The organism is Corynebacterium sp. NPDC104732, from assembly GCF_055583565.1.
Genome location: NZ_JBVJNS010000033.1, coordinates 1 through 12,371 on the forward strand (window position 1 = coordinate 1; position 12,371 = coordinate 12,371).

General features: G+C 59.3%; 12 protein-coding genes, 1 tRNA gene and 1 other RNA gene. 5 read left to right on the forward strand and 9 right to left on the reverse strand.

Annotated features, from left to right (window positions below; translation table 11 throughout):
• Positions 1-76: 76 nt before the first annotated feature.
• Entirely contained in the window at positions 77-265 is a 189-nt protein-coding gene (locus ACZ6ZO_RS12555) for a hypothetical protein (protein ID WP_465293028.1), read from the reverse strand.
• A 198-nt stretch (positions 266-463) separates the two neighbouring features.
• Here ACZ6ZO_RS12555 and ACZ6ZO_RS12560 point away from each other — a divergent pair, with 198 nt between their 5' ends.
• Genes ACZ6ZO_RS12560 through ACZ6ZO_RS12570 form a run of 3 tightly spaced genes read left to right on the forward strand, consistent with a single transcriptional unit; the run spans position 464 to position 3,440 of the window.
• Complete coding sequence (locus ACZ6ZO_RS12560; RefSeq protein ID WP_182387133.1) at positions 464-1,507, forward strand: DNA polymerase III subunit epsilon; 1,044 nt, start codon at positions 464-466, stop codon at positions 1,505-1,507.
• 11 nt (positions 1,508-1,518) lie between these two features.
• The gene (locus ACZ6ZO_RS12565) at positions 1,519-2,748 is read left to right on the forward strand and encodes a MurT ligase domain-containing protein (RefSeq protein ID WP_465293030.1); all 1,230 of its coding nucleotides are present in this window, start codon (positions 1,519-1,521) and stop codon (positions 2,746-2,748) included.
• On the forward strand, positions 2,745-3,440 hold the full coding sequence (locus ACZ6ZO_RS12570) for a type 1 glutamine amidotransferase (RefSeq protein ID WP_182387135.1): 696 nt from the start codon (positions 2,745-2,747) through the stop codon (positions 3,438-3,440). The genes ACZ6ZO_RS12565 and ACZ6ZO_RS12570 overlap by 4 nt, the downstream gene beginning before the upstream one ends.
• 59 nt (positions 3,441-3,499) lie before the next feature.
• Here ACZ6ZO_RS12570 and recR read toward each other — a convergent pair whose 3' ends face one another.
• From recR to ffs, 6 genes are all read right to left on the reverse strand, one after another.
• Positions 3,500-4,123 (reverse strand): recombination mediator RecR, encoded by a 624-nt coding sequence (recR, locus tag ACZ6ZO_RS12575; protein WP_182387136.1) that lies wholly within the window; start codon positions 4,121-4,123, stop codon positions 3,500-3,502.
• A 49-nt stretch (positions 4,124-4,172) separates the two neighbouring features.
• Positions 4,173-4,496 carry a YbaB/EbfC family nucleoid-associated protein gene (locus ACZ6ZO_RS12580; RefSeq protein WP_182387137.1) on the reverse strand — a complete coding sequence of 108 codons (324 nt, stop codon included), beginning with the start codon at positions 4,494-4,496 and terminating at the stop codon, positions 4,173-4,175.
• A 201-nt stretch (positions 4,497-4,697) separates the two neighbouring features.
• A complete protein-coding gene (locus ACZ6ZO_RS12585; protein WP_465293034.1) occupies positions 4,698-6,716 on the reverse strand; it encodes a DNA polymerase III subunit gamma and tau in 2,019 nt (672 codons plus the stop codon).
• Positions 6,717-6,733: 17 nt separating this feature from the next.
• Positions 6,734-7,291, reverse strand: coding sequence for a suppressor of fused domain protein (locus ACZ6ZO_RS12590; protein ID WP_465293036.1), 558 nt, complete (start codon positions 7,289-7,291; stop codon positions 6,734-6,736).
• Complete coding sequence (locus tag ACZ6ZO_RS12595; protein ID WP_465293044.1) at positions 7,261-8,505, reverse strand: aspartate aminotransferase type Ic; 1,245 nt, start codon at positions 8,503-8,505, stop codon at positions 7,261-7,263. The genes ACZ6ZO_RS12590 and ACZ6ZO_RS12595 overlap by 31 nt, the downstream gene beginning before the upstream one ends.
• Positions 8,506-8,608: 103 nt before the next feature.
• An RNA gene (gene ffs, locus ACZ6ZO_RS12600) (signal recognition particle sRNA small type) lies at positions 8,609-8,707 on the reverse strand.
• A 122-nt stretch (positions 8,708-8,829) separates the two neighbouring features.
• Here ffs and ACZ6ZO_RS12605 point away from each other — a divergent pair.
• Together ACZ6ZO_RS12605 and ACZ6ZO_RS12610 are read left to right on the forward strand one after the other, a co-directional pair.
• Positions 8,830-8,915: transfer RNA gene (locus ACZ6ZO_RS12605), tRNA-Ser, on the forward strand.
• Positions 8,916-9,277: 362 nt separating this feature from the next.
• Positions 9,278-9,769 carry a GNAT family N-acetyltransferase gene (locus ACZ6ZO_RS12610; RefSeq protein ID WP_465293038.1) on the forward strand — a complete coding sequence of 164 codons (492 nt, stop codon included), beginning with the start codon at positions 9,278-9,280 and terminating at the stop codon, positions 9,767-9,769.
• A 439-nt stretch (positions 9,770-10,208) separates the two neighbouring features.
• Here the strand turns inward: ACZ6ZO_RS12610 and ACZ6ZO_RS12615 are convergent, their stop codons facing one another.
• Both ACZ6ZO_RS12615 and tgt read right to left on the reverse strand, forming a co-directional pair.
• On the reverse strand, positions 10,209-10,826 hold the full coding sequence (locus ACZ6ZO_RS12615; RefSeq protein ID WP_465293040.1) for a hypothetical protein: 618 nt from the start codon (positions 10,824-10,826) through the stop codon (positions 10,209-10,211).
• Between the two features lie 50 nt (positions 10,827-10,876).
• Positions 10,877-12,109, reverse strand: coding sequence for a tRNA guanosine(34) transglycosylase Tgt (gene tgt / locus ACZ6ZO_RS12620; protein WP_465293042.1), 1,233 nt, complete (start codon positions 12,107-12,109; stop codon positions 10,877-10,879).
• Between the last annotated feature and the right edge of the window lie 262 nt (positions 12,110-12,371).

The window sequence follows — 12,371 nt, forward strand, 5'->3', positions numbered from 1 at the left end:
ATGCCAGAAAACAACACGGCCAAACAACCCCGGCTGAAAAATCAACCCCGGCTAATCCACCCCCGGAGTTGACAAACTATATAGGAACACCCCCCTTGAGCACCATGAGGGCTTCGCCTGTGCTGTTCGTGACTGCAGTGGAAACTACTGCCAGGGCGGCAAGCCCAGTGGTCAGCCACTTATTCTTCAGGTACCAGGTGGGGCGCACCGAAGCGAGGATCGCTAGCAGCGCAATAACAGGGACAGCAACAACAGTGAGGTGCACAATCAGTGGATGACGATATCTCTACTTCCCCGTCTTGCCTGGCAAGTTCAAAGGTAAGTCATGGGAGCATCATCGTGTTGTGCAGAGATACCGTAAGTAAAATTCTGCATTTTGCCCCTGAGAAGGCCCCAAAATCTGACCAAAATGCAGAATTTTACTTACACCATCTGAAAGCACCTCTGGGCTAAGCTATTTTCGATGACTAACAAACCAGCACAGACTCCGCAGGAGCGAGAGGCAGCGCGGCGGGAGCGCCGTGAAGCGCGGGAGCGCGCCATCGCCGCTGCCCCGTTCGCGGTGGTGCACGCCGAAACCACGGGCATTCATCCCTCGACAGCCCGCATGGTGTCGCTCACGATCCTGACGCTGTCCCCCGAGGGCGAGGTCGTGGACGATTTCTTCGCCATTTTCAATCCCGGCACTGATACCGGCCCGCGTCATCTGCACGGCATCAGCGATGAGGAGTTTGTCCAGGCCCGCACGTTCGAGCGGTCAGTGCGACAGGTGAACGCACTCCTCGACGGCCGTACCCTCATCATGCATAACATGCCCCGCACCTGGGGCTTTGTGCTGGGCGAATCGAAGTCTGCGCTTCGGACGCTGCAGCGCCGTAGCCGTAACCGCAATCGGGGTCGGCGCGGACGGCGCCGTGTTGGTCGGCCGCCACGTCCGGTGGCATTGATCGATACGCTCGCTACGGCTCGCCGGATGGGCCTGCCGCTGGAGGATACGCGCGTCCGCGCGGTGGCTCGGGAGCTTGGTATCGCTGCACCCAGCCCCGTCGCTTCCAAGGAAAGAGCTCTGCTTCCTGCGGAAACGGTGTCGCGGGAGACTGCATCGTTGGTGCGCGCTATTTATTTGGCGCAGGATCCTAATGTGCTGGCTACGTACGATCCCACCTCGCTAAAAGCTGATCGTTTCGGGTTGCAGCGTTCCATTGTGCGGGTGGATGCCATGGATGCCACCGTGGAAGTCGAAAACCCTGGTGTTTTTGTGCCGGGGAATTCGTTGCAGCCAGGGATGGAGTTTGTGGTGAGCCCCGATGTGGAGCTGGACCCGGACCTAATCATTTCCAGTGGTGTGGATGTGGGGTTGAAGTACAGCGAGAAGGTGTCCCGTCAGACGAGTGTGCTGGTGTGCAACCGTACCTCGGAGCTGCGGGGTAAGGCGATGCATGCGGATCGGAAAGGAATTCCGCTGGTGTCGGACGAAGAGTTCTTGGAGCTGTGCCGGGCGGTATAGAATCTGGGGTCATGAAACTTCGCACGTACCTTGCGACGGCCGCCGCCAACGCCGCCACCAAAGCATCACAGCTTTCCGGCCGGGGCGCCGGGGGCATGATCGGTGGGTTGATCGCCAATGCCATCGACCCGACCATCATGGAACAGTTGGGCGCTGGCCGACCGGTGGCACTGGTCACCGGAACGAATGGTAAGTCCACCACCACCCGGATGCTGGTCGGCGCGCTGCGCAGCAAATACCAGGTTGCCACCAATGATGGGGGCGACAACATGGACGCTGGGATCATCTCTGCCTTGCTGAAGGGTAAAGAGGCCTCACACATTGTCCTCGAGTGCGACGAATTGCATGTACCGGCCGTCGCTAAGCGGCTGCGTCCGAGCGTGCTGGTGCTGCTGAATCTGACGCGCGACCAGCTTGACCGCGTCGGCGAGATCAACAAGATTGAGCGCACCCTGCGCGCGGCCGTGGCGGAAAATCCGCAGATGACTGTGATCGCGAACTGCGACGACGTCCACGTCACCTCCGTCGCCTTCGACGCCCCCAACGTGGTGTGGGTCGCCGCTGGGGCGGGCTGGACCGGCGACTCCGTGAGTTGCCCTCGCACCGGCGGGCACGTCGTCCGCGACGGCGACGATTGGTACGCCGTCAAGCCGCTTCCCGACGGCCGGGAGTTCCGACGCCCCACCCCCACCTGGGGAATCTCCGAAGCCGGCATCACCACTGGCGGCGAGACCACGCCCCTGGACCTGCAGCTCCCCGGCCGCGCAAATCGAGGCAACGCCACCCAAGCTATCGCCGCCGCGTCCTGCTTCGACATCCCGCTTGCCGACGCCATCGCCGCCACCGAAGCCGTAGACAACGTCGCTGGACGCTACTCCACCATCACCTTCGAAGGCCGTGACGTGCATATGATCCTGGCGAAAAACCCGGCCGGCTGGCAAGAGGCCCTCTCCATGCTCGACCGCACCGCCGACGGCCTGGTCATCGCTGTGAACGGCCAAGTCGCCGACGGCGAAGACCTCTCCTGGCTCTGGGATGTGTCCTTCGAAGACGTCCACGACTGCTTCGTCCACGCCGCCGGCGAACGCGGCACCGACCTGGCGGTGCGCCTCACCTATGCATCTATTGAGCACTCGCTCAATGCCGACCCTGTGGACGCTATCCGCGCCTGCCCACCCGGCCGCGTAGAAGTCCTGGCAAACTACACCGCGTTCCGCGACCTGAAGAAGGCACTGTCATGATCACCATCGGACTCATCCTCCCCGACGTCCTCGGCACCTACGGCGACGACGGCAACGCCCTCGTCCTGCGCCAACGCGCCCGCATGCGTGGCATCGACGCCTCAATTCAACGCATCCTGCTGGGCCAACCCGTGCCCTCTGACTTGGATGTTTACTGCCTCGGTGGTGGCGAGGACACCGCCCAAATCCTCGCCGCGGAACACCTCATCAATGACGGTGGCCTCACCCGCGCCGCCAATAACGGCCGCCCCATCCTCGCGATCTGCGCCGGCTTCCAGGTCCTGGGAACCTCGTTCCGCGCCTCCGGCCGGGAGGTAGCTGGGGTCGGGCTTATCGACGCCACCACCACCTCCCTGGACAAGCGCGCCATCGGTGAAGTCGTTTCCACACCTCAGCTTCCCGGGCTGACTCAGCCACTCACCGGCTTCGAAAACCACATGGGCGCCACCAGCCTTGGGTCTGCCGCTTTGCCACTTGGCCGCGTTACCCGCGGAGTGGGAAACTCAGACTCTTCCGTTGAGGGCGCCATCCAAGGCTCCATCATCGCCACCTACATGCACGGCCCCGTCCTCGCGCGCAACCCAGAGCTAGCAGACCACCTACTAGCCAAGGCGATGAATGTACCAGTTGAGTCACTGGAGCCATTGGATTTGCCCGAGGTCACGCAGCTGCGGGCAGAGCGGTTGAAGTAGGGGGCATGGGGAACACGATAGGGATTCGTGTTTCGGTTCAAATCCCTATCCAGTCTCCATCAAAGCTTCAGCCGTCCCGACAATGCCCTTGACAGGGTGAGCTCGTCCACGAACTCCAAGTCGCCACCCAATGGCATGCCAGAGGCTAGGCGGGAAATAGTGAGATCAGGGAAATCACGGAGGAGCCGCGCCAGGTAGGAGGCCGTTGCTTCACCCTCGGTGTTGGGGTCGGTGGCCAGGATAACTTCGGTGATATCCGGGGCCTGAGGGGCAACATCGGGGAGGACCCCAGCGATGCGTTGCAGCAGCTCAGTAATGTGCAGGTCCTTGGGACCAATGTTGGCCAACGGGTCAAGCGCCCCGCCCAGCACGTGGTAGCGCCCCTTGTATTCGCCGGTGCGCTCGATGACCTGGATGTCTTTGGGCTCCTCAACTACACAAATGAGAGAGGTATCGCGCCCACTATCAGCGCAAATGCGACAGACTTCATCGCGGGAAATATTGCAACAAATCCGGCAGAAAGTTACGCCCTCGCGGACAGCGTCCAAAGCTGACTGAAGGCGCTCAATATCAGTGGCCTCCACCTGCAGCAGGTGGAAAGCGATGCGCTGCGCCGATTTGGGCCCAACCCCTGGGAGCCTAGAGAGCTCGTCAATAAGATCCTGGAGTGGGCCTTCAAACACGTAGCGCAGCCTTTAACTTAAGTAGACGAAGGGATGGTCGTCGATAAGCTTAGCCGAACAGGCTGCCCATATCCGGCATACCCTGGGACAGCGGGCCCATCTTTTCCTTCGCCAGCTGGCCGATCTGGTTGTGCGCATCCTGGAACGCGCCAAGAACCAGGTCCTGGAGGGTGTCAACATCCTCAGGATCGACAACCTTGGGGTCAATCTCCACAGCAGTAACCTCGCCGGACCCCAGCAAGGTGATCTTCACCAGACCATTACCAGCCTCGCCGACCACGGAAGAAGCAATGAGTTCACTCTGGGCCTGCTGCAGCTTAGCCTGCATTTGCTGAGCCTGGGCAATGATCTGGGACATATCTGGTTGGGACATGATTTACCTTTCGTTGCTGTCTTGAATCTTTACCAGTGTAACTATTCCTATCCTCAGGCGCTGTGTTGTGGCTTGGGTTCCTTGCAATCCCCGGGAAGTGAAACTCGGATCTCGGAACAAAAACACATAAATAGCAAGATTGCAGCCTAAAATGTCCCCGAGATCCGGGAAACGCTTCCCGGGTTTCTCACCCACAAGCCGCTACAAAGGCTTAGCCCCAAGCTCCGCCGAAAGCATCTCCATGGCAATGGTCTTGGCATCGCGATGATCATAGTTAGCAGGCCCCTTCGCTGCCTCGATCATCTCTTCTTCCTCAGTTTGCACTGGTGGTGGGGCCCATGACTCTTCCTCCGGCGCTGGTTCGTCCTCAGGCTCCGGTGGCAGTGGCACCCCTCCCGAGAAGCTGTGCTTCATCGCTTCTCGGCCTCGGGCTACCCGCTCCTGCCACTTACTCTTCGGCGCAGCTGGAGCAGGCTCAGGCTTCGGTGCAGCCGGTGCTGGGGCTGGTTCTGGGGTACCACCTAAGGGTGCAGGTTTTCCCCACCCACTAGTAGGGGCGGGTTCGGGTTCCGGCTCCGGCTCTGGCTCTTCGGCGGGTTGCGGTTTTTCGGGTTTCCAGGTCGCCCTCTCGGGTGCCGGCTTTTGTGGCACTGTCCCTACAGTGACGCGGACCTTCACATCCAATCCGGTTACAGATTTTACCGCTTTGACCAGGGAGGAGTTGTTGGCCGGAGCATTGAGCCGAGATGCGAGGGCACCTGTGTTGTGGCCGACAAGCAACTCGCCATCATCAAGCGAGATGACTTTGGCTTCGGTCAGCATGATTTCAGCGATCTGGTTCTTCTCCCCCACTGCTTTGCGGATTTGCAACCACTTGTCACGCACCACAGCCGCTGGATCGGCCACAGGACCAGGAGCAGGCGCAGGTTCCTTAACAGGATCCTCAGCTGCAGGAGCGGGAGCCAGCGCTGGCTTAGCAGCATCGGCCTGTGCTTTTTTCGCTTCACGCTGCGCACGCCAGCGAGCAGGGCCTGAAACAGCAGGGCCTGAAACAGCAGGGTCTGAAAGAGCAGGACCAGAACCACCAGCAGGGGGCGCAGCAGCAGACGTAGAACCTGCACCAGCACTTGCCCCTAGTAGCATCCGAGCGCACATGATTTCTAGCAGGAGGCGGGGCGAAGTGGCGCCGCGAAGGTCGTCGAGGTGTTCGTTTACTAGTGCGGCGAGGGATGAGAGCCTGTGGGCGTCGAAAAGCTGCGCCTGTTGGGTGAGGATGGGTTGGTGGTCGGCGGGGACGTCGACGAGGCCGAGGTTGATGGCGTCGGGGACGGCTTGGAGCACCATGAGGTCGCGGAGCCTATCGAGGAGGTCGTGGGCGAAGCGGCGGGGGTCGTGGCCGGCGTTGATCACATCATCCACGCAGGTGAAGAGAGCCGCCTGATCGCCAGAAGCGGTGGCCATGACCGCGGAATCGATCAGCGAAGAGTCAGTGACCCCGAGCAAGGGCACAGCCATATCGTAGGTGAGCCCTTCCGGCCCGGATCCGGCGATGAGCTGGTCCAGAATGGACAGCGAGTCACGGGGGCTACCGCCACCAGCGCGGATGACGAGCGGGAACACGGCGTCATCGACCTTCACACCCTCCGCGTCGCAGGTGCGCTGCAGCAGGCCACGCATGTCCGGCGGGGTGAGCAGCCGGAACGGGTAGTGATGCACGCGGGATCGGATAGTGCCGATCATCTTGTCCGGCTCGGTGGTGGCGAAGATGAAGATCAGGTGCTCTGGGGGTTCTTCCACAATTTTCAGCAACGCGTTGAAGCCGGCGTTGGTGATCATGTGGGCTTCGTCGATGATGAAGACGCGGTAGCGGGATTCGGCCGGCGCGTAGTAGGCGCGGTCGCGCAGCTCACGGATCTCATCTACACCGTTGTGCGATGCCGCATCCAGCTCAGTGACATCGAGATTTCCTGGCCCGCCAGGGGCCAAGGACGCACACGAGGGGCATACGCCACAGGGGGTACTGGTCGGCCCTTGTACGCAGTTGAGGGACCTGGCGAGGATCCTCGCCGAGGAGGTTTTACCGCAGCCACGTGGCCCCGAAAACAGGTACGCGTGATTAATGCGTCGGCTGTCCAACGCTGCAGACAGCGGGCGGGTCACCTGTTCCTGCCCTACCACTTCTTGGAAGCTAGCCGGACGATACTTGCGATAAAGAGCCACGCTCTTAGACTACCGGCTCAGGCACCCCGCCGAAGATCGAGGACATCAATTCCCTGCTCCACCAATGCTTTTTGCAGCTCGGCAAGACCATAGGTCTGCAAATAGGCCAATTCGTCATTGGTGAGGGGCAGGATTTGCAGCATGAGCGTCGTTAAGCCTGCGTCCTTAAAGTGCGGCACGTCGCCGCCCCACGGAAACGGCACGACCAGCAGCGCGTGTGGCGCGCTCAGCGTCAGGCCCAGCGCCTTACCGACGCCCGGTGCCATCTCACCCGGCTGCGGAACAATATTCGTATCCCGCAGCATCGAGGCCGTACCACTGACCAGCTCCTTCAGCTCCCGCGGATCGTTGGCCACCGCAAACAGCTCGACGCGAATATCCTGCCCATCAGCGACCAGGCCAGTATCCACCTGATGAAAATCCAAGGTAGAGGCCATGAACTGCCCGTCGGCGGCGAAGCTGGCGACATGAAAATCGCCAACCTGCTCGATGCTCACCTCCCCAGGGAAAAGCCCATCAATCCAGACCGCAGCTTCCTGGAGATTCACTTCTCCAGCGCCGCCAACAGCACGCACGTAGCGACGCCATCCATCGCCAACTCCAACTCCTCCACCGGAGGCAGGGACGGCGCGAGGCGAATGTTCTTATCCTCCGGATCCTGCTTGTGCGGGAAGGTGGAGCCCGCGGCAGTCAGGATGATGCCCGCATCCTTAGCCAGCTCAATCACCCGCTGCGCAGTACCCGGCACCACATCCATAGAAATGAAGTAACCGCCGGTAGGCTTCGTCCACTCGGCCACGCCGTACCTGCCCAGGCGCTCTTCCAGAATGTCCAGAACCTTCGCAAACTTCGGTGCCAACGACGCCGCATGCTTGCGCATGATCGCCCTGACCCCCTCGGCATCGCCGAAGAACTGGGCGTGCGCCAACTGATTAATCTTGTTCGGGCCAATGCCACGCACAAACGCGTGCTTGTTGTACCAGGTCAGGTTCTCATCGCTGGAATTGAAGAACGCGACACCAGCGCCAGCCTGGGTGATCTTACTGGTAGAAGACATCGCCCAGAACCGGTTGCCACCCTTGGACACAACGTCCACGATCGGTGGGAAGTCGTCGGTAAGCGTGTGCACCGCGTACGCGTTATCCCACACAATACGGAAGTCAGGCGCAGCGGTCTCCATGGTGGCGAGGCGGTCGATCGTCTCCTCATCCACAGTGATGCCAGTCGGGTTGCCGAACATCGGCACCACCCACATACCCTTAACCTGCGGGTCCTTCACCAACTCCGCCACCTGATCCATGTCAGGACCGGTAGGGGTCATCGGGACGGTGATCATCTCAAAGCCGAAATGCTCAGTAATGGTGAAATGACGGTCATAGCCCGGAACTGGGCAGATCCACTTGACCTTCTCCTCGTCCTTCCACGGCCGCTCGGAATCATTCGTACCCCAAATGTAAGCCCAGCTGATCAGGTCAAACATGATGTTCAAGGACGAAGAATCCGCGGCAATAAGGTTGTTCGGATCAACCCCGAGAACCTCAGCCCAGATCTCCCGGATGCTCTCCAAACCAACAAGGTTGCCGTAATTGCGACAATCCGTGCCGTCCTTATCGAAGTAATCCTCACCAGGCAAGCTCAACAAACCCGTGCAAATATCCAACTGCTCCGACGAAGGCTTACCACGCGTCAAATTCAGCGCAAGATTACGAGACTTCAGCTGATCATACTCAGCCTGGATCTCAGATTTCAGCTCAGCCAACTGCTCAGCAGTCAAGTCAGTCAATGCCACGTCGTTGCCTTCCAGATCAAAGAGGATGCAGTACCGCACTCCACTCTAGACTGTTACGCAAGACACGAAAAAAGGACAATCCGCAGATTGCCCCTGAAAGAAAAATAATAGGGGACCCCGCGCACCCGACAGAGCTCGCTGACCCTTGCTGCATTCCTGCCCTGGGGGAGTTCACAAGATAATCGCCACACGGGATCCTGCGTTAAACCATAACCCCAAACAAGTTTCCAAGCCAAACTGAGTCCTTCTACCAGGCGTTTTGTTTCTTTACGCAAGTTTTAGTACAGTTTTTCTTCGTAGCAAACACCAGTTGTTTGTCACGCTGGAGGATTCGACTAGCGGCCTATGTCACACGCCTGGAACGCGTGCGGGGTTAACGCCCCTCAAGGGTTCAAATCCCTTATCCTCCGCAGCAAGTAGAACCCCTGTTCATTCGTGGACAGGGGTTTTCGCGTTCCCAGTTTGCGGGGATTCTGCGGGTGCGCTTTGACCCCGACATTACCCTCCCGAAGTTCGGGCTCGTCGCAGCGATTTTAGGGCAACCTCGGGGGCGTAATGTCGGGGGCGTCGTTCTGGCCAGCCCCCAGCCCCCAACCCCTGCCCACAACCCCAACCCCAGAAACTCGAGTCTTGTTTTTCGAGTCTCGGTGAATAAAAACCCAGTTTCCCCGAAAATCACCCCAGACTACTCCGAGTCTCGAATTCCATGTCTCGCATTTTCCGACGAAACCGGCAAAACCGGCAGGACTAAGCCCCGCGCTACGCTGGCCTCATGCATGATGAATCTTCGCTGCGTCTGATTCCAACGTCGGAAGCGGATCGTACCTATATCGCTAGGCTTAATTTCCTGACGGATACGTTTGGGGATGAGCACGGCACACTCGCCGATGATTTCGACACCGAATCTGATTACTACGTCCGTGATTGGAACTCTACAAATGGTGGTTTCATTGCCTGGCGGGGCTGGGTTCCTGCTGGCGGGGTGTGGCTTTTGTGGGGGACAGACGAGCGCCATGGGTTTGGGCATGTCGCGGAAGGTATACCGGAGCTTGCGTTGGCTGTGGAGGGTCGGTACACCAGCCAGGGGATTGGCACCGCACTGCTGGATCGAGCTGCTGAGTTGGTGCGGAAGCTGGGCGGCCCGGCGGTGTCGTTGTCGGTTCACCCGGATAATGCGCGGGCGCATCGGCTTTATGCGTATCGCGGGTTTGAACCGACTGGCATTATTCGTGAAGGGCACCCAGTGCTGATGAAGCGTTGGTAGGCCTGGATTTGGTCGGTGAGCTGGGAAGGCCTTAACCCATAGGGAGTAGCGGGGATCTCGAGGGCATGTCGTTTAGCGATCTCACCCCTCATTTCCCCATCCAACTCAGCAAGGTGCACTGTGGCACCGGGTAGCAACTCTATGCGGGTGCAAAGTTGTGTCGGGAGAGGCTCTATCCTTGCAACGCTCCGCCACGGCACGAGTACGCCACGCACATGAATCCCCTGTTCAGTCATTCGAATATGTAGTGCTTTCTGTTCCCGAAAGCCGCTGGTCCAGATGAGGAGGATGATTAAGCCGTCGACAAGCAGCAGCGCAAGTCCCACGGCGATCGGGGAGCGCAGCCGCCAGGTAGCGAGTACGACGCCGGTGAGCATCATCAGGGTGAAGGTAATTCGAACAGCAATGTCGGGGAACATAGCCCGAATTGTTAATTCGTTCATGGCATGGGCTCGAATCGGAGGGCACCTGGCAAAACGGGAGATTCTCGATTTGATACCCAGCGCAGGAAGGCGACCAGGGTTTTCGAACGAACATTGAGCATCTGGGTGTCGAGGATGACAACGCGGGAGGCATTCACGGTGTCGGCAAGCTTGGCGCCGGACGTAGAGCCGTCGTCACTCACGACTCGTGGAGCTTGAGCTTCGGAAACGAACGTGAGCTCGACATGTTTCTCAAATTGGCGAGAACCAGCGTAGTAACTCTCGATGGCTACGATCGACCACCAAGGAATCTGCAGGCCAGCCATCTGCAGGCCATCCTTCGTAACGCGCAGCTCAAACGCACGCTTAAGCGGCCTTAGCAGGAGAACTACGCACCCTATCAGTCCGAATATGCCGAATGGGATCAGCAGGAATGCCGCGAGGAGCGCGCCGATCGGGTTATCAACTTGCAAAGAGCCAGCGAAGTGCTTCTGAATGAGGACGCTGACCGCATAGAGACAGAAACACCCCATCCCGAAAGCCATCAATGTGAAGAGAGCATTGCGGGTACCGAGTTTCAGGGTCACTTCCCCGCGGTCGAGGTAACGTTGTTGCAGATTGGACAAAGTGTTCATGGGTAATCCTTTCGACACAGTTAAGATGCCGCGGAGCCCCGAAATGTTCCTTAACTGTAATAGCGCCCCATGAATTCTTCCTTGAATTCCCAATAATCGCCGCTGGCCATGGTCTCGCGAATCTGATCGACCAGTCGGATCATGAAGAACAGATTGTGCATGGTGCACAGCGTGCCGGCGAGGTATTCCTTGGCTTTAAGCAGGTGGTGGATGTAAGCGCGCGTGTAGTTTTCGCTGACGTAGCCGCCGAGTTCCTCATCAATCGCACTGAAGTCCCGCTTGAACCGCGCGTTCGTCAGCGTCATGCGACCATCCAGCGTGTACACGCCACCGCGACGGCCAAGTCGCGTCGGCGCAACGCAGTCAAAGGTGTCGGCGCCGGCTTCGACGGCAGTGAAGATATCGTCCGGCTCGCTGATGCCCAGCAGATGCTTTGGCTTATCGACGGGCAGTTCATCATTTACCCATCCCACAATGGTGCCGAGATTTTCCTTCTCCAACGCGCCACCGATACCGAAGCCACCGAACCCTCGTTTGCCCTGGCCTTCCGCTTCGTTGCTAAGCTCCACCAGGCCACGCGCGGCCTTCCTGCGCAGGTCTTCATACTGGGCTCCTTGCACCACGCCCCACAGAGACTGCAGTGGTTTGCCCACGCGTTCCTCGGTGAGGCGGTTGTGTTCATCCAGGCACCGCTTCGCCCACCGATGGGTCCTTTCTACCGATTGCTCCTGGTACGTCTTGGTGTCCACCAGCGTGGTCAGCTCATCAAATGCGAACACAATATCCGCCCCAAGTTGGTGTTGAATCTGCATGCTCACTTCGGGCGTGAAACGGTGCTTCGAGCCGTCGATAATGCTGCGGAAATCCACCCCGTCCTCATCGACATGCGCCATGCGGTCCTTGCTGCGTGCCTTCACGTCCTTCGGGTCCACGTTCGCGTCCATGGCCAGCACCTTCTTGAAGCCCACCCCCAGGCTCATCACCTGGAAGCCGCCCGAATCGGTGTAGGTGGGCCCATGCCAATTCTCGAATGCCGAGACTCCCCCAGCCTCGTCCACGATGTCCGGCCCCGGCTGCAGGTACAGGTGGTAGGCGTTGCTCAGGATGGCCTGGGCGCCCGTCTCCCGGATTTGCTCCGGAGTGAGGGTTTTCACCGTCGCCTTCGTCGCCACCGGAATGAACGCCGGGGTCTGGATATCACCATGCGGAGTGTGGATCACGCCCGTACGGCCGTGCTTCGTATTATCCAGCGTGGTCTTCAGCTCGAAGGAGGTGTCAGTCATGAAGTCAAGTGTAATGGGTGCGTGGCGTTAAAAAGTCCCTGCCTCCGTATGAAGGACGGGAAGCCATCCTCATGCCGGCCTTGTCCTAAACCCCAACAACAATAGAGCCGAGACAAAAAGCACCACACCTATTGCCATGAAAACTTTAATTTCGAACAAGGCTAAAAGGGCTCTTCCGGTTTTAGAGTGCGTTGATCTTGGTGTGCAGCTGTCCGGAGTGGATCAAGGATCGCAAGATGTAGTGCCCGAGGTTCTTGAACCC